The sequence below is a fragment of the Megamonas sp. Calf98-2 genome (assembly GCF_900110235.1).
Taxonomy (GTDB): domain Bacteria; phylum Bacillota; class Negativicutes; order Selenomonadales; family Selenomonadaceae; genus Megamonas; species Megamonas funiformis.
In genome coordinates, this window is record NZ_FOCY01000017.1 from 18,969 (window position 1) to 40,048 (window position 21,080).

The following is a 21,080-nucleotide window of genomic DNA, read 5'->3' on the forward strand; positions in this document are numbered from 1 at the left end:
ATGATGACTAAATTTTTTTATATAGCAAGAGATTATCAACAAGGCAATTTAATAAAGGGCTCTTTAGTGGCAAATAATAAATTGGAGGTGATTGATTATTTAAGGCGAGAACAATATTTGATAATAGCTATACACAATAATGATATCTATAGTATAAAAGAATATATAAAAAGCATAGGAAAAGATGAAAAAATTACTAATAAACAAGTGATTTTACTTTGCCAGCAATTGTCAATTATTTTAGAGTCAGGAATAGATATTATAGAGGCTTTAAAAATAGTTAAGAATAATTTACGTGATAAAAATATAAAAAATTTTATAGAAAAAACAATTATAGGTTTGAATGAAGGTGAAAATTTATCTGCTATTTGGCAAAAAAATTTTAATTTACCTGCGTATTTAATAAGTTCAATAAATATAGCAGAACATACAGGTCTATTAGCAGAATCTTTGAAAGACACAGGAGTTTTTTTAGCCAAAGAATATGAATTAAAACAAAAATTAAGGCAAATATGTATTTATCCAGTTTTTTTATTGTGCGTTTTAGCAATAGTAATTATGTTGATGATTTTTTTAGTCATTCCAGCATTTGCAGATATTTTTCAACGTATGCATATTGATTTACCTTATTTAACAGCAACTATTTTATCTATAGGTTTAAATATAAAGGCTCATTTTATAAAATTATGCGTATCGTTATTGATAATTTTTATAGCTATTATTTTGGTAGGGCAAAAAGATAAATTAAGATTAATTTTTTTGCAGTATATATTAAAAGTGCCTGTATTTGGTGATTTCTTGCGAAAGTTTTATTTAGTAAATATAGTTAATCAGCTAATTTTTTTATTGGGAAGTGGTATTAGTATAGATGAAGCTTTAAATATTATGTTAAATAGCAATCACAATATATTAGTACAAGATAATTTAAAAACGGTGCAAAATTTAGTAAAGCAAGGTTTTTCATTAGCTGATGCTTTTGCTAAAGTTTCGTTGAGCGTAAATATTTTACAAGAATTCATAGATATTGGTGAAAAAACAGGTATGTTAAAAGATATATTGTCTTATTTAATTAGTTTTTGGGAAAAAGAATTAGATAATACAATAAAGATATGTTTGCAACTATTAGAGCCGATATTGATGATAAGTGTGGGCTTTATTGTGGGAGTATTTATTATAGCTATTATTATGCCTTTATTTGATTTGGTAAATAATATTGGTTTATAAATTTTTAGTTATTATGAGAAAGAATGATAAAAATGATGAATAAAATTGAACAACTAAAACTAAGTGAAGATGGTTTTACTTTGATTGAAATGATGATTGTTGTAGCAATTATTGCTATTTTGACAGCAATAGCCCTACCGAAATTTAATGAATCTTTAGCAATGGCAAATACATCTAGAGTACAAGCTGATTTACAATCTTTAGATACAGCAATAGCAATGTATAAAGTTCAAAATAATAGAGCACCACAGGATATAAGTGATTTAGATGAATATATTGATGTAGAAAATATAAAGGCACCTACTGGAGATGTATATGTAAATGGCGTTTTGACTTCTAATGAAACAGGAGAAAATTATAGTCTAAATTCAGATAAAACAAATGCTACTTTTATGGGAAAGACTAGAATGGAATTTGGTAAAAATACTAGTGAATAATATTCATAATTAGAGATAAATATAAAAGAGATAAGTAATAAAATGGAAGCAAGTTTTATTTATGATTTGATTGTTTGTATGTATTTAGGCAAAATTGCTTGGGTAGATTTTAAGACTTTGAAGATAAAAAATAAGAGTTTATTATATCTAGGGTTAATATTAGTTGTTCGATTAATGATTTTTAACATAGATTTAGAAAAAATAATCTATGCATTATTAATCAATTTAATTATCTTTTGTGTGATATATTTTTACCCTAAGCAATTAATGGGTGCAGGAGATTTGAAATTAGCTTTAGTTTTAGCCTTATGGTGTAATTATCCTCAATGTATAGTGGCGATATATGTAAGTTTTATTTTTGGCGGAATAGTGGCTATTTATTTTTATTTAAGGAACATAAATAAAGTGAGTAAAAAAGAAAAGATATCTTTTGCACCGATGCTTATTTTAGGAAATATTATAGCTTTTTTTGAAGCTGATGATATTTTAAATTTGTGGCTTAGTTTTATAGGTTAATTGCAAATGTGGTATGTAGAATTAATTATAATGACAGGGATTATAGCATTGTTTACACAGAGTGTGATATTTGTTGATTTTGCCAGTGAAGAACAGAAGGTCAATAATGAAGCAATTAATTTAGTCAGTATATTGATGAATGTGCAGGAGCGTTCAAGAAATTATCATTATATGAAAGATAGTGATTTTAGACCACATTGTTATATTTATAGAGATAAATATATATTGAAATTAAATGAAAATACGGCACAAAGGATTTATTATTTGCCTGATGATATAAAAATAGATTTTGATGATAATGCTAATTTTTATGTTTTTCGCCAAAATAGTTTATACAACAGTTGGCCAAATAAAACGATAAAAATTTATAGTGGAAATACAGCAAAATATATTGTGATAAATCGTGTGGGTAGGATACGTATAATAAATTCTTATGAGGACTCATCATGAATATGTGGCAAAATTTAAATAAAGATGAAAATGGATTTTTGCATATAGAATTATTGATTTTGATGGCTATATTATCTAGTGTAGCAATGATATATATTTGTATGGGAATATTGAGAAATCAACAGTTAAACAATGGTTATAGAATGACAGCGATATATTTAGCACAAGGATATTTAAATCTCATGGAAGAACAAAAAGCAAATATTATTCCCAATCAAATAGAATGCAATGGTATGAAATATATGATAAAACAAAAAGAAAATTTTCAAGGTGATATAGATGAAATCAGTATTGAAATAAGCTGGCATTATCATGATCAAGAAGAGATGGAATATCAAGAAAGAGAAATTAAAAGAGAAGCTATTAAATGAACAACAAGGCTTTATTGTAGGTAATGCATTGATAATTTTACCGTTAATTTTTAGTTTAATAATTGCTATTTTAGTCATAGTGCAAGCCATTAGCAGTAGTATCTTTAACTATATTGACAATTGGATATTGCAAGAACAGACGAAAAATATTTTGGAGAATATGGCAACAGAAATTACTTATGCTGATGAAATCATAGACCAGATAGATTTTGCGCATAAAGAAACTTTAATTATTGCGACAAAAAGAAGGGCTACAGCTAATTCTGATGATATGGAAAAATATATCGGCTTTCGCAAAGAAGGAGCGATTATTTATCGTTGTGAAATATCCAAATTGAATAATGATATATATACTATTCGAGCTAAACAGCCATTAAATAGCGAAAATTATTTTGGTAATGACAATATAAGTTATAGTTGTCGTAAAATTAGCGATGACTTATATCAGTTAGATGTAATTGGTAAAACTTATAGAACTAATCAAGAATTTAAACTCACTACAGTGGTTTTACAGCGAAATGCAAAAACAATGGATAATATAGAGCCTTAATTGAAGAAAAATGAGGTTTTAATCATGGACAAAGAAGATGGTATGATAAGTATTTCTATGCTGATTGTTTTGAGTTTAATGGCTGTTTTTTCTTTGTATATTTATAGATTAAGTCTTACAGAAAATGATAGTTTAGAAATATTAAAAATGAATATGCAGACTAAAAATTATACAATAAGTGAAAGTTTAAATTTAATTGATATATATAAATACGATAAAGAAAAATGGCAAGATGATTGCATGAAGGCACAAGGTAAAGATGAATTTGATAAAGCTATTATAGTAGATGAAAAGACAGTAACAGATAAACAGATGAAAAAATCTGTGCAGATAAAAGCATATTTAATGCAGACATATAATCAAGACATATACAAATTAATTGTAGAAAGTAGTTTAGAAGATATCACAAATCCAAATTGTATTTATTTACAAAAGAAAGATGATGATTGCATTGTACAGCGTTGGGAACGTTAAAAGAGAGTTAAAGAAAATAGGAAGAAAATTATATATAAGAGATTTTGCTAAGTTTATATTTGCTTATATAGAAGAAGATAAACTTTCTTTGCTGACAGTGCAGAAAATAACTGATGATAGATGGCAAATCATTCATTTTTATGCGGAAAAAATTCAGAAAAATAATGAAGATATTAATTTTTATCAAGAGATTTTATATAGATTTTATAAGGAACAAGAACGAGAAAATATAAAATATTTAGTGATAAATTTTGCTGAGCAAAAACATCAGATTTTACATTATAGTTTTCCTCGTATGCCTTTGTCGGAAATAAAAAAAGCCTTGTATTGGGAGTTACAGGAAGATATAAAGTTAGAAGAGTATTATTATACATATACACTAGAAGATGTAAAAGAAAATTATAATTTAAAAGTGAATTTAATCAATAAGAATTTAGTGGATTTATGGCAACAATTGGCAAAAGAACAAAATATTAATTTATATAGTGTGTTTTGTCAAAATGATATAAAAATAGATGTGATAGCAGAAGATGAATATATAAAAAGGTATAGAGTAGAAAAACGAAGCGATATTTTTAATTGTGAGCTACAAATAGATAGAGAATTATTGGCTGAAATAGAAGATTTTGACGTGATAAGTAAAATTTTAGTATGCTTTTTACAGCGACAATATCAAGAATTTTTGCCTAAAAGACAACAGTTGAGTTATTTAAATTGGCAAAATATATATTTATTGTTGATAACTATTTTATTATCTTGTAGTTGTTGTTTAGGTGGTTATATAATTACAAAATATTATCAAGCTGAAAGACAGGAACAAAATATAAAAGAAGAAATAACTTTAGTACAAAATGATATAGATGATATAGAGCAGTTAAAACAACAAGAAGCTTTAATTAAAGATAAACAAAAGTTAGTACAGAATTTAGAAGAAAAATCAGTGAATATATATGCTATTTTAATTAATTTAGGTGCAAATACAGTAGATGATGTGGCTTTAACTGATTTGAAGATAAAAGATGGAGAAATTTTTCTAAAGGGACGAGCGAGAAATTATCAAAGTATAGCTGTATATAAAGAGAAATTATCAGAAATAAGATTTTTCCAAACGAGTGAAATTGGAGAGATAAAGATTAATACGGAAGATAATTTATTGGATTTTACGATGAAGATAGTGATGAGGTAAAATGAAATATAAAGATTATAAACATTTAATTATTTGCATAAGTATCATTAGTCTATGGATAATGATACTATTTTTTTTAGGAAATATAGTGAGTTCTAAAATAGATATATTAAATACTGAAAAAAATCAACAACAAGAAGAATTGGTAAGTTATTATGATTTTATGGCAAAAAATAAAAATATAGATAGTTATAGAGAAAAGATAAATTTTAATTTAAACTTATTGGCAGAAAAAATACCGCAAGAGATAGATGAAGAAAAGTTTTTATTGCAGTTGAATGATATGGCAAAATATTCATCAGTGAATATCATAAAAATGATGCCTAAAAATAAGAGTACGCAAGATAATTTAAAGCAGGAAGAAATAGAACTTGTATTGCAAGGTGATTATTTTGCTATAGTTGATTTTTTACATCAATTGAATTTAAATAGTAGATTGGTAAGTATACAAGATAGCAATATTTTTATACAAAATAATACGATAAATGCGAAATTAACTTTACAAATTTATGCGAATAATTAATAATAGATAAAGATAAATAAAATCTGTTATAATTAAATAGAATATTTTTATATTTAAATTTTATACTTAATATAGATGGGAGTAGTAATCTATATGTTGATACAGCTAGAAGGTCTTATAAAAACTATAGGCATATTAGATGTCTTTGATATTTTAATTGTGGCATTTATTTTATATCGAGTGTATAAAATGTTAGAAAATACACGAGCGATAACCTTGACAAGAGGTTTATTGATATTATTACTTTTAGCGATTATTACTAGTTGGCTTGAATTGCATGTTATAAACTGGTTATTACAAAAGATTGTTACTTTATTATTTGTAGCATTGCCAATTGTATTTCAACCAGAATTGCGACGTGCTTTAGAGCATATAGGTGAAGGTGGATTTTTCAAACGTTCAATGTTGTTGAACTATGAAGAAGCTTGTTCGTTAGTATCAGAATTGGATAAGGCTGTTACAAAATTATCATCTACAAAAACAGGAGCATTGATTGTACTTGAGCGCAATATGGGTTTAAATGATATTTGTGCAAGTGGAATAAAAATCGATGGGATTGTTAGTGCTGAATTTTTATTAAATGTATTTATCCCAAACACTCCATTACACGATGGAGCAGCCATTATACGCGGTAATCGTTTGATTGCGGCAGGTTGTTTATTGCCGCTTACTGATGATAGGTCATTGAGTACAGAGCTTGGAACTCGCCATCGTGCAGCTATAGGTTTATCAGAACAATGTGATGCTGTAGTTGTTATTGTCAGTGAGGAGACAGGAACAATTTCTGTGGCTGAAGCAGGTAGAATATATCGTCATTTAGATTCTGAACAGTTAAAACAATATTTGATGCCAATATTTTCACCAAGAAAGACAACCTTAAAAGAAGCTGTCTTGAAATGGAGGCAAAAAAAATGATAAGTTTTTTTAGAAAAAATCTTCCAGAAAAATGTTTAGCACTTATAGTTGCCATAGGTTGCTGGATTTTTGTAATGAATGACCAAAATCCGCAGATTGAAAATACTTATACAGTGCCAATTGGAATAGTTAATGCACCAGAAGGATATCAAATATCCAAAGATGTTGAAGAAGTAAAATTGAAAGTGCGTGCACCACGTTCGCTATTTTCAAATGTAGAAACATCTAGCTTTAGAGCTTATGTAGATTTAAATGGTGTGGAAAATGGAATTCATGATTTACAGATACAGACAGTTTTACCTAGTGGTTTTGAATTGATTTCAGCAGGTCCAACAAAAGTATCTATAAATGTTGATAAAATTGAGCAAAAAGAAGTACCTGTTCGCTTGAATTTATCTGGTATTCCAGGTGATGACAAAGTGGTAGCAAGTGTAGAACAGTCTTTACAGAATATAACAATTGAAGGTCCTGTTAGCATTTTAAATAAAGTAACAGCGGCAGTAGGTTATATTGGTGTAAATGGAAATAATGAAAACTTTAGTGTAACAGTGCCACTTATTGCAGTTAATGACAAAGATAAAGAAGTGGAAGGCGTTAAGCTATTACCTAAAACAGTAGATGTTTCCATTATTTTGGCTAAAGGTTTAAACAAAAAAATTATCGATATAAAACCGACATTGATGTCTGATTTGCCAATGGGTTATATCTTAAAATCAGTGAAGGTAGAGCCTGAAAAAATAGAAGTTAGTGGTAATCCTGATATTATTGGCAATATGACTTATTTATCCACAGAAAATATATCTTTGGCAAATGTTACAAAATCGACTAAACAAACAGTTAATTTAATTGTGCCAGAAGATATAAATGTTCCTAATCAGGAAGTAACTGTATGGATAGAAATAGAAACAAAAGAAAATAAAACTGATAATAAAACAAATAAATAAAGTTAAAATAAGATAAAGTAGGTTTGTTAAATGATAAGAATTAAAAATTTTAATGTACCATTTAATGACCAATCTCCAATAAATGATTTAGTTGCAAAACGATTAAAGTTACCACCTCAACATATTGATGAGGTGGTAATTGTTCGTAAGGGGATTGATGCTAGAAGGTATAAAGGAGCTCCTATTTATTTTGTGTATATATTAGATGTGAAAGTTAATATTGCAGAAAATAAAGTTTTAGCTAGATTAAAAAAAGACAAGAATATAGAAATTGTAACTACAAAAAAAGCAGATAAAATTAATTGTCAAAAAAGTAAAATATCTAGACCGATAATAATTGGTTTTGGTCCTGCGGGAATGTTTTCGGCGTTAGTTTTGGCTAAAAATGGATATCGACCACTTATTTTTGAACGTGGAAGTGATGTGGATACTAGACATCAAGATATTGAAAAATTTTGGCAAGGTGGACAATTAAAAGAAAATTCGAATGTACAATTTGGCGAAGGTGGAGCAGGAACTTTTTCTGATGGCAAATTAACAACTCGTATCAATGATAATAAGATTACAGATGTGTTAGAAGCTTTTGTAGAAGCTGGAGCACCACCAGAAATAAAATATTTGCATAAACCACATATCGGTACAGATATTTTGCGCATTATTGTAAAAAATATTCGTGAAAAAATAAAAGCTTTAGGCGGAGAAATTTTCTTTAATTCACAAGTTACAGATTTTATAATAAAAGATGATAAAATCTGTGGAGTTGAAATCAACCATAAAGAAAAATTCACAGCAAGTGATGTATTTTTAGGTATTGGTCATAGTGCAAGAGATACGTATGAATTGTTATATTCTAAGGGAATATCCATGGAAGCGAAACCTTTTGCAATTGGTGTCCGTATAGAACATCCGCAAGATTTAATTGATAAAGCTCAATATGGTGAAGATTATAAAAGTGAATTATTGCCAGTAGCAGATTATTCATTGACTTATAATAATCGCCAAAAAGGTAGAAGTGTATATTCTTTTTGTATGTGCCCAGGTGGTCAAGTAGTAGCTGCCGCTTCAGAGTTAGGCAGAGTCGTTGTAAATGGTATGAGTAATTATAAACGTAATTCTGGTATTGCAAATAGTGCTCTGCTCGTCAATGTAACGCCAGATGATTTTGGTCATAATGTCTTAGATGGCATTGCTTTTCAACGTCATTATGAAGAAATGGCATATATTTGTGGCGGTAGAAATTATCATGCACCAGTGCAAACGGTTGGCGATTTCTTAAAAGATAAAGTAAGTGATGATAATTTTTTAGTAGAACCAACGTATAAACCGGGAGTAAAGATTTGCAATTTACGCGAATGTTTACCAGATTTTACAACGCAGATGTTGGCTGAAGCATTACCTAATTTTGATAAGAAAATTCCAGGTTTTGCAGGTGAACATGTGGTGATGACTGGGGTAGAAATGCGTTCTTCTGCACCATGTAGAATTATCCGTAACAGACAAACATATATGTCTGAAAATGTAAAAGGGTTATATCCTATAGGCGAAGGTGCTGGATACGCTGGTGGTATAATGAGTGCTGCTGTTGACGGCGTAAATGCAGCTTATGCTTATATAGAAAATATTATAGAATAATTGAGAGGGGTTTATTTTATGGCTAGAATGTTTGGAACTGATGGTGTTAGAGGTAAGGCAAATGTTGAATTAACACCAGAATTAGCTTATAAGTTAGGACGTGCTGCTGCTATTTATTTTACAAAGAAAGATGGAGAAGCTTGCACAATCTATATTGGTAGAGATACTCGCTTATCTGGTCCAATGTATGAAGCAGCTTTATCTGCAGGGATTTGTTCTGCTGGTGGTAATGTAGTATTAACAGGTATAATGCCAACTCCAGCTGTAGCTTATTTAGCTCGCAAACATAAAGCTGATGCAGGTATTGTAATTTCTGCTTCTCACAATCCATTCCATGATAATGGTATTAAATTCTTTGGTGGCGATGGTTATAAATTACCAGATGCCGTAGAAGATGAAATCGAAGCATTAGTACATGAAATTGAAAATAATGATAATTTATATCGTCCAACAGATGATAAAATTGGTAATGTAGTTTATCGTCATGATTTATTAGATGAATATGTATCTTTTGTAACTAAAACTACTGATATCGAATTAGAAGGTATGAAAATTGTTTTAGACTGCGCAAATGGTGCAGCTTATGAAGCTATGCCAAAAATTTTACGTCGTTTAGGTGCAGATGTAATCGTAATTCACGATAAACCAAACGGTATCAATATCAACGATAATTGCGGTTCAACACATTTAGAATCTTTGATGGAAGCTGTAAAAGAACATAAAGCAGATATTGGTATTGCTCATGATGGTGATGCTGATAGATGTTTATGCATTGATGAAAATGGTGAATTCATCGATGGCGACCATATGATTGCAGCTTGTGCTATTTATATGATGGGCAAAGGCAAATTAAAAGATAATACTGTAGTTACTACAGTTATGGCAAATATCGGTTTCCATAAAGCTATTAAAGAAAATGGTGGCCGTACAGAAATCACAGCTGTAGGTGATAGATATGTATTAGAAAATATGCTTGCTAATGGCTATAACTTAGGTGGAGAACAATCTGGTCATATTATCTTCACAGATTTTTCTACCACTGGTGATGGCCCTGTTACAGCACTTCAAGTATTATCTTATTTAAAACGTACAAGACATAAAGCTTCTGCAATTACAAAAATCATGACAAGTTATCCACAGCTTTTAGTAAATGTAAAAGTAGCTACTAAAGATGGTTGGGAAGATAATGAAGCTATAAAAGCTTCTATCGAAGAAGGCAAACAACAATTAGGTGAAAATGGTCGTATTTTAGTACGTCCATCTGGTACAGAGCCATTAATTCGTGTAATGGCTGAAGGCCCTGACCAAAAAGAATTGGAAGAAATCTGCTATAAAATTGCTGATGTAGTAAAAGTTCAGCAAGGATAAATAGAAAAATATATTTATTTTATTTTTATTGACAAAATCATAAGTTATAATTAAAATATGAGCATGCACAAAGATGAAATAATTTTGTGCATGCTTTTTTGATATAGTTCTGTATATAAAGATAATAAAAGGGTTTATATAAACTTTAGCGCTGGCTCTGTTTTATATTTATGCAATAGAGTACGAGGAAGAAGTCGTCGAAAATATCAGCGGATGCTTCTCGGCTTAATCTAGTCGATAGTAGCTGGCAAACCTTTTAAGTGATTAAAAGGACAATACAGCAAAAGATTTATACAGAAAATATATCTTCAAAAATTTAATAATTTAATTTTAGGAGGCATATTTTTATGTGCGGTATTGTAGGTTATGTTGGTGAAAAACAGGCAGCTAATTTTTTAATTGATGGATTAACAAAATTAGAATATAGAGGATATGACTCTGCTGGTATTGCTGTTTTTGATGGTGAAAAAATTAATGTGGCAAAATCTGTTGGTCGCTTAGCGGCATTAAAAGAAAAAATCAAAAATAATACTCCTGAAGGTGTAATGGGTATTGGTCATACTAGATGGGCAACTCATGGACGTCCATCTGATGTGAATTCTCATCCACATACAGATTGTTCTGGCAAATTCGCTATTGTACACAATGGTATTATCGAAAATTTTATGTCTTTAAAAGAAGAATTAATAGCTAAAGGACATAAATTTGTTTCTGAAACAGATACTGAAGTTGTAGCTCATTTAATCGAAGATGTTTATGAAGGCGATTTTGTAGAGGCTGTAAATAAAGTATTGAATAGAATTGAAGGTTCTTATTCTCTTGCTTTCATGTGCCAAGATTATCCAGATACACTTATTTGTACTAAAAAAGATAATCCACTAGTAATCGGTTTAGGTGAAGGTGAAAACTTTATAGCTTCTGATATCCCTGCTATTATTGCTTATACTCGTCGTACTTATATCATGAATGATGGCGAAATTGCAGTAGTTAAAAAAGATAGCATTTGGGTAACAGATAGAAAAGGTAATCCTATTACTAAAAAAGTATTTGAAGTAAATTGGAATGCTGAAGCTGCTGAAAAAGGCGGATATGAACATTTCATGTTAAAAGAAATTCATGAACAGCCAAAAGCAGTAAGAGATACAATTTCTCCACGTATCAATAAAGAAAATACACAAGTTGTTTTAGATGAATTAAAATGGACTAAAGAATATGTAGAAAACTTTAATAAAATCTATATTGTAGCTTGTGGTACAGCTTATCATGCTGGTCTTGTGGGTAAATATTACATTGAAAAATTAGCTCGTATACCAGTAGAAATTGATATTGCTTCTGAATTTAGATATCGTGATCCAATTATTGATGAACACACACTTACAATTGTTATCAGTCAGTCTGGTGAAACAAGTGATACACTTGCAGCACTTAAAGAATCCAAACGTCTTGGTGCAAAAACTTTAGCTATTACAAACGTAGTAGGTTCTTCTATTGCTCGTGAAGCTGATCAGGTAATGTACACATGGGCTGGCCCAGAAATCGCTGTAGCTTCTACAAAAGCATATACAACTCAGCTTGTAACAATGTTCTTATTTGCTATGTATGTTTCTGGCTTAAAAGGTACTATTACAACTGAAAGAACTCATGAACTTTTAACACAGCTTCGTTTACTTCCAGATGAAATAAATCGTACTTTAGAAGATGTAGAACCAATCAAAACTTTTGCTAAAAATTATGCATTTAACAATGATGTATTCTATATTGGTCGTTCTTTAGACTATAATGTAGCACTTGAAGGTTCTTTAAAATTAAAAGAAATTTCCTATATTCACGCTGAAGCATATGCAGCTGGTGAATTAAAACATGGAACACTTGCATTGATTGAATCTGGTGTGCCTGTTATTGCTCTTGCAACTCAAAAAAGTGTATATGAAAAAACTTTAAGCAATATTAAAGAAGTAAAAGCTCGTGATGCAGTTATGATTGGTATTGCGGCTGAAGATGATAATGAACTTGAAAAATATGTAGACCATGTAATTAAAGTTCCAGCTACAGATGAATTATTAATTCCACTTTTAACTGTAGTACCTTTACAATTACTTGCTTATTATGCAGCAATTACTCGTGGTTGTGATGTAGATAAACCTCGTAATCTTGCTAAATCTGTAACAGTAGAATAAAAAAGTCTAAAACGGCTGTAGAATTTGCAGCCGTTTTTATTAATTTTGTTTAATAGTAGTTGACAAATAAGAAAAATAATACTATTATCTAGAAAATACTTTTATTACATTTTATTTTGCGTTATACTAGTACTATAAAAAATAAGGAAAGAGGTATTGTCGTGGCATATTATTTTAAAGAAGCATCTCATACTTTTGGGGAATATTTATTAGTTCCAGGTTATTCTTCTGAAAAATGCATTCCTGCAAATGTTTCTCTTGAAACTCCACTTGTAAAATTCAGAAAAGGTGAAGAACCAAAAATAAAGCTTAATGTTCCAATGACTTCCGCTATCATGCAGGCTGTATCTAATGATACAATGGCTATTGCACTTGCAAAAGAAGGCGGTATTTCCTTTATTTACGGTTCTCAAAGCATTGAAGACCAAGCCGCAATGGTTAGTCGTGTAAAAAATTATAAATCTGGTTTTGTAAGTAGTGATTCTAATATTATGCCTTCTACTACTTTAGGCGAAGTATTAGCATTAAAAGCTAAAACTGGACATTCTACAATGGCTGTTACTGAAGATGGTACACCAACAGGAAAATTAGTAGGTATTGTTACTAGCCGTGATTATCGTGTTAGTCGTATGAGCATGGATACAAAAGTTGAAACTTTCATGACTCCATTTAACAAATTAATCTATGCTGATGCAGATACTACTACATTGTCTATGGCAAATGACCTCATTTGGCAACATAAATTAAATATGTTACCTCTTGTTGATAAAAATCAACGTTTACGCTACATGGTATTTAGAAAAGACTATACAGATAACAAAGAACATGCATTAGAACTTACAGATAACAATAAACGTTATTTAGTAGGTGCTGGTATCAACACTCGTGATTATGCAGAACGCGTTCCTGCACTTTTAAAAGCTGGTGCTGATGTACTTTGTATCGACTCTTCTGAAGGTTTTTCTGAATGGCAAAGAATAACATTAAAATATATTCATGAAAACTTCGGCGAAGATGTAAAAGTTGGTGCTGGTAACGTAGTAGATAGAGAGGGTTTCCGTTTCTTAGCTGAAGCAGGTGCTGACTTCGTAAAAGTTGGTATCGGTGGTGGTTCTATCTGTATCACTCGTGAAACAAAAGGTATTGGTCGTGGACAGGCTACAGCTTTAATTGATGTAGTTGAAGCTCGTGATGAATATTATAAAGAAACAGGTATTTATATTCCTGTATGTTCTGATGGTGGTATTGTACATGACTATCATATGACTCTTGCATTAGCTATGGGTGCAGATTTCCTCATGCTCGGACGTTATTTCTCCCGCTTTGATGAAAGCCCAACAAATAAAGTTCGTATCAATGGTACTTACTTAAAAGAATATTGGGGTGAAGGTTCTAATCGTGCTCGTAACTGGCAACGTTATGACCTCGGTGGAGATAAAAAATTATCCTTCGAAGAAGGCGTTGATTCCTACGTTCCATATGCAGGACCATTACATGATAACGTTATGTTAACTCTTAGTAAAATGCGTTCTACAATGTGCAACTGTGGTGCATTAAACATCAAAGAATTCCAAGACAAAGCAAAACTTACTTTAGTTTCCGCAACAAGTATTGTTGAAGGCGGTTCTCATGATGTTATTCTTAAAGATAAATTCAGAGGTAATGATTGATTTTAATTAAATTTAAATGATATTATTGCAGTAAATAAAAAAGATTGCATTAGAAAATTTTCTAGTGCAATCTTTTTGTTTTATATAGTTGTTTTAACTACATATATTGATTAATTCTTTTGTATATTCTTCTTGGGGATTTTTTAGAATTTCTGAGGTTAAGCCTCGTTCAATGATTTTTCCTTGATACATAATCAATATTTTATTACATAATTTTTGGACTAAAGCTAAATCATGAGAGATAAAAATAATGCTTAAATCTAGTTCTTGGCGAAGTTTTAATAGTAAATTCAAGATTTCCATTTGCGTTATCGTATCTAATGCAGATGTTATTTCATCACAGATTAGAACTTGAGGTTTAATAGAAATAGCCCTAGCTATAGCACAACGCTGACATTGACCACCACTTATTTGATGAGGATATTTATTTTTTATTTCCAAGGGTAAAGCTACTTTAGTTAATAAATCATCTAAAATTTGTTTTGCTTGAGCTTTGTTTGTACCAATATTGAGGAGTGGCTCAATAATACTATCGCCTAGACGTTGACGCGGATTAAATGATTCTTGAGGTAATTGAAAGACCATTTGTACTTGGAGATAAAATTGTTTCAATTCTTGTCTAGAATATTGATGGATATTTTTATCTTTAAATAATACTTCTCCTGTAGTTGGCGTTTCAAGTCTTATTAAAATATTGGCTAATGTAGATTTGCCACAGCCACTTTCGCCGACAATGGCAAGGCTATCACCTTTTTTCAAGGTGAAGTTTATATTATCTAAAGCTTTAAAGTCATGGTCATTTTTTAGATAGTTTTTAGTCAAATTGATGACTTTTAAAATTTCTTGCATGAAAGCACCTCTTTAGGTGTTTATTTTTTTAGTGTGATAACGGCTTGTAATAATTTTTTAGTGTAATCTTCTTGCGGATTGGCTAAAAGAATTTTTGTGGGATTTTGTTCAATTATTTTGCCTTGGTGCATGATGATGATTTTATCTGCTATTTTAGCTAAAACTTTTAAATTGTGAGATACGAATAAAATGCTCGTATTTAATTTTTGTTTCATCAATAATAATTCTTGCAAAACTTTAGCTTGGGACATGACGTCTAAAGCAGAAGTAGGCTCATCAGCAATTAATAATTGAGGTTTTAACATCATTGTTAAGGCGATATTAATGCGTTGGTTCATGCCACCAGATAACATAAAGGGATAGGCATTTAAAATATTTTTGCCGTCATTTAAACCTATTTTGGTAAAAATATCTAATGTTTGAGAGATGATTTCATCAGATGTGATTTTTTGATGTGCAGATATGGTTTCAATGAATTGACTTTTAATAGTGCGGACAGGGCAAAAAAACGTTTGCGGATTTTGTGAAATAAAGGCGATTTCTTTACCATAGATATGAGTTAATTGTTTTGTTTTTAAGTCATATAAATTTTTATCTTGCCAATGGATTTCACCTTGAATATTAAAATCTTGTGGCAATAGATGTAAAATGCTATTTAATAAAGTAGTTTTTCCAGAGCCAGAACCGCCAGCAATTCCAATTATTTCAGCAGTATTTAATTTTAGATTGATGTTATTTAAGATATTTTGTTTATTATGGGAAATAGTTAAATCTCGAATAGTTAATAAGGACATGATTGACCTACCTATTTATTATTTAAAATCTAAATCGGCAGTGATTTCATAATAATCACTAGGATGAGCTACAAAATTTATGACCTTGGACTTAGAGACAAAAGACATTTTTAAATGAGAAGCGAAGATAAAGCCATAATCATTTAATAAAATCTGTTGCATCTGCACTGCTAAGTCAGCTCGTTTTTGACTATCGAATTCATTATGCAATTTTTGAGCTAAGATTTCTAATTTATCGTTATAATATTTACCACGATTTTTGGCTGAATTTTGGAGACAATGTGTAGTGAAGAAATATTCTGGATCGCCAGTCGGTGCAGTTACAAAGGCACTGGCATAAATATCCCAGTTTCCATTAGCTAAAAATTCTTGTTGATTGATAGTATTATTGATTTTTAAGTCAATGCCGATAGTTTTTAGATTGGCTTGAGCGATTTCTGCAAGCAAGGGCAATTCTTGGCGACCAGGATAAGTCAGCCAACGAAGTATGAGTTTTTGTCCATTTTTATCAACATAGCCATCACCGTCATTATCTACCCAGCCAGCTTGAGCTAATAGTTCTTTAGCTTCTGTTGGATTGTAATTTACAGTTTGTAATTTATCGCCACCAAAGGTGAAATTATCTGGGAAAGCACCAATGGCTATAGAGCCATTATCTTGGAGTAGATTATGCGTAAAACCTTGTTTATCTAAACTCATAGCTATAGCTTTGCGAACATTATAATCTTGAAGTATAGGATTGTTATAGTTTATTTGGGCAAAAAAACAGCGAGAAGTAGCTATTGAACTCACATGATAATCAGGATTATTTTGGAATAAATCTAAATTAGCATAAGGAAGACCTTGAACAGCATCAAATTCTCCAGTTTGCAATGCCATAGTGAGCGTATCGCCATCTACTACTTCAGTTATAATTACTTTATCCATGGCTACATTGCCGTTCCAGTAATTAGGATTTTTTACGAGTTCAATTTGTTTATCTGATACTTTAGTCGCGATAAAAGGACCAGTACCAGCTACATTATTATCAGCAGTAATGCCATATTGCATATCGATAATGGCACCATAAGGATCGCTGAGATAATTTAAAAGAGCAGGTACTTTTTCTTGTGATTTAATGATGACATCTTGACCATCAGCTGTGATTGAGGCAATTTTTAAATCAAAAGGAGCTCTGTCATGATTTTTGATTAAATCTTCTAGACATTCTTTGACAGCTTGACCATCTAAGGCTCTACCACTAGAAAATTTAATATTATCTTTTAAAGTGATTTTTACAGTATAATCATCTAATTGTTCATAACTTTTAGCCAGCCATGGTTCAAGTTGCATTTTATCATTAAATTTAAATAAAGTTTCGCCAACACCATAGCGAACTGCTGACCAGCCGGAATAATCATGGTGGGGGTTTAGACCAGTATTGCCCATTTCAATACCATAGGCAGTAGTGCCGAAATGAAATACTTTTTCTGTGGAAGAAGTAGTGTTATCGGAAGTACAACCTGTTAAATAAAAACTTATTAAAAATAAACATAATGCTAGGACTTTAGAAAAAGACATGAAAACCTCCTATTTTATTTTAGGATAATTGTTTAGGATCTAGTTTCTCATTGAGTACATCAGCAAATAGATTAAATAGTAATACTGTGAGAAAAATAGCAGCAGCAGGAGCTAAAATCATCCATGGAGCAATTTGTAAAAAAATACGACCACTGCTCATCATGGCACCCCATTCTGCTGATGGAGGCATAGCACCTAAGCCTAAAAAAGATAGACCAGCAATTTCCATAATCATAGTGCCGATATTTAAAGTGGCCGTAGTGAGTAAAATGGGGAATATATTGGGTAAAATATGTTTGTAGATAATTTTGAAATCACTAGAACCATTGATAATGCTTGCTTTGATAAATAGAGAATTTTTTAAAACTAAAGTTTGACTGCGAGCAAGTAGGGCAAATTTGGGCCAGGAAATCAATGAAAGTGCCAGTATGGCATTAAAAATACTACCACCTAAAATGCCAACTAAAGCGATAGCAAAGATAATTCCCGGAAAAGCAAGAAAAATATCTGTGATTCGCATTAAAAGATTGTCTAAGTTTTTGCCAAAATAGCCACAGATAACACCGATTAAAGAACCGAAAACACTTGATATAATGACGAGAAATAATGAAGAAAAAATAGTCGTTTGAGCACCGATTAAGATGCGAGAAAAGATATCGCGACCATATTTATCTGTACCGAGTAAGTGTATGGTATTAGGTGCTTGTAGTGTATTAGCTAAATTTTGTTCATAAGGATCAAACGGTACAATATATGGTGCTAGGATAGTGATGAATAGTAAAATGCAAATAGCAAAAGTTAATAAATAAAATTTTAAATTAGTATTCATATTAAGCTTTCCATTGTTGTTTTATTCTAGGATCTAAATAATGATATAAGATATCTGCAATCAGATTGATAAACATATAGATAAGAGAGAGATAAAATACATATGCTAAAACGATAGGATAATCGAGAAGATTGATAGCATCAATAGCCAATTTGCCGATACCGTCCCAGCGGAAAATAGTTTCAATGATGGCACTGCCACCCAAAAGTGAACCAATAGATAGACAGATAAGCGTTAAAAGTGGAAGTGTAATCATTTTTAAAATACTGTGAATTAAAATTGTAGATAATTTTAAACCACGAGCTTTAGCACAGCGTACGTAATCTTGATGAAGTTGCTCAATGACTACAATGCGGATTTGGCGGATATACTTTGCACTCATAGGCAGGGCAAGTGCTATGGAAGGCAAAATAAGACCGATAAAATTATTATCAATTAAAACAGGAATTAATTTTAATTGTACGGAGAAAATATAAATTAAAATTAGAGCCACTACAAATCCAGGTAAGGAATTGCCGATAAAGCTAAATAGGCGAATAATATAATCAATTATTTTATTTTGTTTAATCGCTGATAAAATACCAAGTGGTAAAGATATCAATAAAGTCAATAAAATAGAGCTAAGTGTCAGATATAAAGTCTGTGGTAATTTATCAAAAAACAGAGAAGAAACATCTTTTCCGGAAAGATAAGAAGTTCCCATATTGCCAGATAATATGGATAATAGCCAATTTACATATTGAATAAATATCGGCTGGTCTAAACCTAAATCTTGGCGAATTTGTGTTTTAGTGGCTTCTGAATAAACGACTCCACGATTTAGTTCCATGATATCGACAATATCATTAGTTGAATGTAATAAAATAAAAGTGAATAAAGTAATACCTAATAAAATAGGTATTAAATAAAGTAAACGATGTAATATATATTTTTTCATGATTTTCCTATATAAAATATAAATAGAATAATAGCAAATAATTAATTTATTTTTGTGCGTAGATTAAAAATACAGGAGCAGGATTATAGAATTTATCTTGATGTTTGTAAATACGTTGACCGATATTTGTATCAGCAAATACATCTTTGAATTGAAGTTGTTTTAAAATGCGTAAATCCCAATCAGGACGTATTTTTGAAGATATTTCTAAGCTATTTTTGATTAAATCACATTCGTGCATGAGTGTAGGTTTCACTTGGCGGTGAGCATGATTTAAAGGTAGATTTTCTATTTTACTTTGATAAAATTGCTCATTGCCATAATCGGCATCAAAATTTAATAAAATTCCCTGTGGTTTTAATACGCGATACCATTCACTATAAGCTTTTTGTGGATTGGGTAAAGTCCATGTAAGATTTCTAGAGATGACGACATCAAAAGTATTATCTGCAAAATAAAGATTTTCAGCGTCCATCACTTGAAAATTGATTTTATAATCATGCTGTTGAAGTTTAGTTAAAGATTGTTTAGCTTGCTCAATCATGGAAGCTGTTAAATCAATGCCTTCTACTTCGTGATGATATTGGGCAAGTAGATTGGCAAAAAAGCCAGTGCCTGTGCCGACATCAAGGATTTTGCAAGGTTTTTGCGGTAAATATTTAGTGATTTCAGTGAGCCATAATTCAGACATATAACTATGCAATTCTTCTTGTCGTAATTGAGCAAAATTTTCACTGCGTTTTGTCCAATAATTAATAATTCTATCTTTGATTTTTGTTTCCATAAAAATTCCCCATTTTATATTGATTTAGATTATTTGATTGCTTTAATTAAAAACATTGGCGTAGAAGCATAATTTAATTTTTCTTCATTGCTCCATACTTGTTGCCAGATATCTGGAATAATATTTATCGTAGTAAAACCGATTTTGGTTAAAATTTCTCTATCCCAATCAGGTCGAGTTATACTGCTCAAAGGAACTTGTCTAGCGATATTTTCCATGGCATCAATATCGGTGCAAGTATAGTGGTCTTCCATGTGAGCTTTGGCAACCATTTTTCTATCTTCTTCGTAAGCTTGTCTTTTTTGCTCATCAAATAAATGGTTGTACCAATTAGCATCAAAATTTAAGAAAACGCCATCTTTTTTTAAGACGCGATACCATTCGCTATAAGCTTGTTGTGGATTTTCTAAATTCCATGTCAGATTGCGTGTAACGATGATATCAAATTTTTCATCAGGAAAATTTAAATTTTGAGCATCCATCTGTTGAAAGTCGATTTGTTCACTGAGTTTACCTGCATTTTGTTTAGCTTCTAAAAGCATTTGTTCAGTGTAATCAATAGCTGTGATGTCAAAACCTAATTGAGCTAAAATGATGGCAAAAAAGCCTGGTCCAGTGCCAATATCTAAGATTTTTATACTTTTATTAGCTTTAAAGGGAATGTATTGCAATAAAGTTTGTTGCCATTTATATTTTTGTTCACTATGTAATTCGCCTTGATTGACTTGAGAATATCCTTCGGCACGGTTTGTCCAATAAGTTTGTATTTCTTGTAATAATTTTGTCATAATTATCCTCACCATTGTATGATTATGTAAATTAGTATAAAACGATAAATATTTAGCTACAAGCTCTACTAGGGGATATAAATAAGCGAAAAATGAAAAAAG

22 protein-coding genes are annotated in these 21,080 nt (G+C 30.7%); 15 read left to right on the plus strand and 7 right to left on the minus strand.

Annotation, left to right across the window (positions count from 1 at the left end; all coding sequences use genetic code 11):
* The 15 genes from BMX03_RS06490 to BMX03_RS06560 all read left to right on the plus strand — a co-directional run bounded on the left by BMX03_RS06490 (nucleotide 1) and on the right by BMX03_RS06560 (nucleotide 14,437).
* On the plus strand, nucleotides 1–1,224 hold the full coding sequence (locus BMX03_RS06490) for a type II secretion system F family protein (protein ID WP_091694457.1): 1,224 nt from the start codon (nucleotides 1–3) through the stop codon (nucleotides 1,222–1,224).
* Between the two features lie 32 nt (nucleotides 1,225–1,256).
* Nucleotides 1,257–1,661: a prepilin-type N-terminal cleavage/methylation domain-containing protein gene (locus tag BMX03_RS06495; protein WP_177159365.1), complete on the plus strand. Its 405-nt coding sequence runs from the start codon at nucleotides 1,257–1,259 to the stop codon at nucleotides 1,659–1,661.
* A gap of 42 nt (nucleotides 1,662–1,703) precedes the next feature.
* Nucleotides 1,704–2,177 carry a prepilin peptidase gene (locus BMX03_RS06500; RefSeq protein ID WP_008538546.1) on the plus strand — a complete coding sequence of 158 codons (474 nt, stop codon included), beginning with the start codon at nucleotides 1,704–1,706 and terminating at the stop codon, nucleotides 2,175–2,177.
* Between the two features lie 48 nt (nucleotides 2,178–2,225).
* Nucleotides 2,226–2,627 carry a hypothetical protein gene (locus tag BMX03_RS06505; protein WP_225091896.1) on the plus strand — a complete coding sequence of 134 codons (402 nt, stop codon included), beginning with the start codon at nucleotides 2,226–2,228 and terminating at the stop codon, nucleotides 2,625–2,627.
* Nucleotides 2,624–2,998, plus strand: a complete 375-nt coding sequence (locus tag BMX03_RS06510) for a hypothetical protein (protein WP_022227613.1) — start codon at nucleotides 2,624–2,626, stop codon at nucleotides 2,996–2,998. The genes BMX03_RS06505 and BMX03_RS06510 overlap by 4 nt, the downstream gene beginning before the upstream one ends.
* Nucleotides 2,940–3,548, plus strand: a complete 609-nt coding sequence (locus BMX03_RS06515) for a hypothetical protein (RefSeq protein WP_091694463.1) — start codon at nucleotides 2,940–2,942, stop codon at nucleotides 3,546–3,548. The genes BMX03_RS06510 and BMX03_RS06515 overlap by 59 nt, the downstream gene beginning before the upstream one ends.
* A gap of 24 nt (nucleotides 3,549–3,572) precedes the next feature.
* A complete protein-coding gene (locus tag BMX03_RS06520; protein WP_091694466.1) occupies nucleotides 3,573–4,022 on the plus strand; it encodes a hypothetical protein in 450 nt (149 codons plus the stop codon).
* Nucleotides 4,023–4,119: 97 nt separating this feature from the next.
* The gene (locus BMX03_RS06525; RefSeq protein WP_255361429.1) at nucleotides 4,120–5,208 is read left to right on the plus strand and encodes a PilN domain-containing protein; all 1,089 of its coding nucleotides are present in this window, start codon (nucleotides 4,120–4,122) and stop codon (nucleotides 5,206–5,208) included.
* Nucleotide 5,209: 1 nt separating this feature from the next.
* Nucleotides 5,210–5,731, plus strand: coding sequence for a type 4a pilus biogenesis protein PilO (gene pilO / locus BMX03_RS06530; RefSeq protein ID WP_008538540.1), 522 nt, complete (start codon nucleotides 5,210–5,212; stop codon nucleotides 5,729–5,731).
* A 93-nt stretch (nucleotides 5,732–5,824) separates the two neighbouring features.
* Nucleotides 5,825–6,646 carry a diadenylate cyclase CdaA gene (gene cdaA / locus BMX03_RS06535; RefSeq protein WP_008538539.1) on the plus strand — a complete coding sequence of 274 codons (822 nt, stop codon included), beginning with the start codon at nucleotides 5,825–5,827 and terminating at the stop codon, nucleotides 6,644–6,646.
* A complete protein-coding gene (locus BMX03_RS06540; RefSeq protein ID WP_022227617.1) occupies nucleotides 6,643–7,590 on the plus strand; it encodes a CdaR family protein in 948 nt (315 codons plus the stop codon). The genes cdaA and BMX03_RS06540 overlap by 4 nt, the downstream gene beginning before the upstream one ends.
* 30 nt (nucleotides 7,591–7,620) lie before the next feature.
* Nucleotides 7,621–9,222: an NAD(P)/FAD-dependent oxidoreductase gene (locus BMX03_RS06545; RefSeq protein ID WP_022227618.1), complete on the plus strand. Its 1,602-nt coding sequence runs from the start codon at nucleotides 7,621–7,623 to the stop codon at nucleotides 9,220–9,222.
* Nucleotides 9,223–9,240: 18 nt separating this feature from the next.
* Entirely contained in the window at nucleotides 9,241–10,590 is a 1,350-nt protein-coding gene (gene glmM / locus BMX03_RS06550; protein ID WP_091694471.1) for a phosphoglucosamine mutase, read from the plus strand.
* 347 nt (nucleotides 10,591–10,937) lie between these two features.
* The gene (glmS, locus tag BMX03_RS06555) at nucleotides 10,938–12,767 is read left to right on the plus strand and encodes a glutamine--fructose-6-phosphate transaminase (isomerizing) (protein WP_008538534.1); all 1,830 of its coding nucleotides are present in this window, start codon (nucleotides 10,938–10,940) and stop codon (nucleotides 12,765–12,767) included.
* 161 nt (nucleotides 12,768–12,928) lie between these two features.
* Complete coding sequence (locus BMX03_RS06560) at nucleotides 12,929–14,437, plus strand: IMP dehydrogenase (RefSeq protein WP_008538533.1); 1,509 nt, start codon at nucleotides 12,929–12,931, stop codon at nucleotides 14,435–14,437.
* A 93-nt stretch (nucleotides 14,438–14,530) separates the two neighbouring features.
* On the opposite strand, the gene BMX03_RS06565 is transcribed toward BMX03_RS06560, so the two are convergent.
* The 7 genes from BMX03_RS06565 to BMX03_RS06595 are packed head-to-tail and all read right to left on the minus strand — an operon-like array spanning nucleotide 14,531 to nucleotide 20,978.
* Nucleotides 14,531–15,286 (minus strand): ABC transporter ATP-binding protein, encoded by a 756-nt coding sequence (locus BMX03_RS06565; protein ID WP_091694473.1) that lies wholly within the window; start codon nucleotides 15,284–15,286, stop codon nucleotides 14,531–14,533.
* Between the two features lie 20 nt (nucleotides 15,287–15,306).
* Nucleotides 15,307–16,080 carry an ATP-binding cassette domain-containing protein gene (locus tag BMX03_RS06570; RefSeq protein ID WP_091694476.1) on the minus strand — a complete coding sequence of 258 codons (774 nt, stop codon included), beginning with the start codon at nucleotides 16,078–16,080 and terminating at the stop codon, nucleotides 15,307–15,309.
* A gap of 18 nt (nucleotides 16,081–16,098) precedes the next feature.
* Nucleotides 16,099–17,640 carry an ABC transporter substrate-binding protein gene (locus tag BMX03_RS06575; protein WP_022227625.1) on the minus strand — a complete coding sequence of 514 codons (1,542 nt, stop codon included), beginning with the start codon at nucleotides 17,638–17,640 and terminating at the stop codon, nucleotides 16,099–16,101.
* A 19-nt stretch (nucleotides 17,641–17,659) separates the two neighbouring features.
* Nucleotides 17,660–18,469 carry an ABC transporter permease gene (locus BMX03_RS06580; protein ID WP_022227626.1) on the minus strand — a complete coding sequence of 270 codons (810 nt, stop codon included), beginning with the start codon at nucleotides 18,467–18,469 and terminating at the stop codon, nucleotides 17,660–17,662.
* 1 nt (nucleotide 18,470) lies between these two features.
* Nucleotides 18,471–19,406 carry an ABC transporter permease gene (locus BMX03_RS06585; RefSeq protein WP_091694479.1) on the minus strand — a complete coding sequence of 312 codons (936 nt, stop codon included), beginning with the start codon at nucleotides 19,404–19,406 and terminating at the stop codon, nucleotides 18,471–18,473.
* A 46-nt stretch (nucleotides 19,407–19,452) separates the two neighbouring features.
* Nucleotides 19,453–20,190, minus strand: coding sequence for a class I SAM-dependent methyltransferase (locus BMX03_RS06590; RefSeq protein ID WP_091694482.1), 738 nt, complete (start codon nucleotides 20,188–20,190; stop codon nucleotides 19,453–19,455).
* A 29-nt stretch (nucleotides 20,191–20,219) separates the two neighbouring features.
* The gene (locus BMX03_RS06595; RefSeq protein ID WP_091694484.1) at nucleotides 20,220–20,978 is read right to left on the minus strand and encodes a class I SAM-dependent methyltransferase; all 759 of its coding nucleotides are present in this window, start codon (nucleotides 20,976–20,978) and stop codon (nucleotides 20,220–20,222) included.
* Nucleotides 20,979–21,080 lie beyond the last annotated feature (102 nt).

Bases quoted from the DNA above. Each gene is read 5' to 3' on its own strand.
- BMX03_RS06590 (WP_091694482.1), bottom strand. From the start codon at position 20,190: ATGGAAACAAAAATCAAAGATAGAATTATTAATTATTGGACAAAACGC.
- BMX03_RS06500 (WP_008538546.1), top strand. From the start codon at position 1,704: ATGGAAGCAAGTTTTATTTATGATTTGATTGTTTGTATGTATTTAGGC.
- cdaA (WP_008538539.1), top strand. From the start codon at position 5,825: ATGTTGATACAGCTAGAAGGTCTTATAAAAACTATAGGCATATTAGAT.
- BMX03_RS06545 (WP_022227618.1), top strand. From the start codon at position 7,621: ATGATAAGAATTAAAAATTTTAATGTACCATTTAATGACCAATCTCCA.
- BMX03_RS06540 (WP_022227617.1), top strand. From the start codon at position 6,643: ATGATAAGTTTTTTTAGAAAAAATCTTCCAGAAAAATGTTTAGCACTT.
- BMX03_RS06585 (WP_091694479.1), bottom strand. From the start codon at position 19,406: ATGAAAAAATATATATTACATCGTTTACTTTATTTAATACCTATTTTA.
- glmM (WP_091694471.1), top strand. From the start codon at position 9,241: ATGGCTAGAATGTTTGGAACTGATGGTGTTAGAGGTAAGGCAAATGTT.
- BMX03_RS06580 (WP_022227626.1), bottom strand. From the start codon at position 18,469: ATGAATACTAATTTAAAATTTTATTTATTAACTTTTGCTATTTGCATT.
- BMX03_RS06575 (WP_022227625.1), bottom strand. From the start codon at position 17,640: ATGTCTTTTTCTAAAGTCCTAGCATTATGTTTATTTTTAATAAGTTTT.
- BMX03_RS06570 (WP_091694476.1), bottom strand. From the start codon at position 16,080: ATGTCCTTATTAACTATTCGAGATTTAACTATTTCCCATAATAAACAA.
- BMX03_RS06520 (WP_091694466.1), top strand. From the start codon at position 3,573: ATGGACAAAGAAGATGGTATGATAAGTATTTCTATGCTGATTGTTTTG.
- BMX03_RS06510 (WP_022227613.1), top strand. From the start codon at position 2,624: ATGAATATGTGGCAAAATTTAAATAAAGATGAAAATGGATTTTTGCAT.
- glmS (WP_008538534.1), top strand. From the start codon at position 10,938: ATGTGCGGTATTGTAGGTTATGTTGGTGAAAAACAGGCAGCTAATTTT.
- BMX03_RS06490 (WP_091694457.1), top strand. From the start codon at position 1: ATGATGACTAAATTTTTTTATATAGCAAGAGATTATCAACAAGGCAAT.
- BMX03_RS06495 (WP_177159365.1), top strand. From the start codon at position 1,257: ATGATGAATAAAATTGAACAACTAAAACTAAGTGAAGATGGTTTTACT.
- BMX03_RS06595 (WP_091694484.1), bottom strand. From the start codon at position 20,978: ATGACAAAATTATTACAAGAAATACAAACTTATTGGACAAACCGTGCC.
- BMX03_RS06515 (WP_091694463.1), top strand. From the start codon at position 2,940: ATGATCAAGAAGAGATGGAATATCAAGAAAGAGAAATTAAAAGAGAAG.
- BMX03_RS06565 (WP_091694473.1), bottom strand. From the start codon at position 15,286: ATGCAAGAAATTTTAAAAGTCATCAATTTGACTAAAAACTATCTAAAA.
- pilO (WP_008538540.1), top strand. From the start codon at position 5,210: ATGAAATATAAAGATTATAAACATTTAATTATTTGCATAAGTATCATT.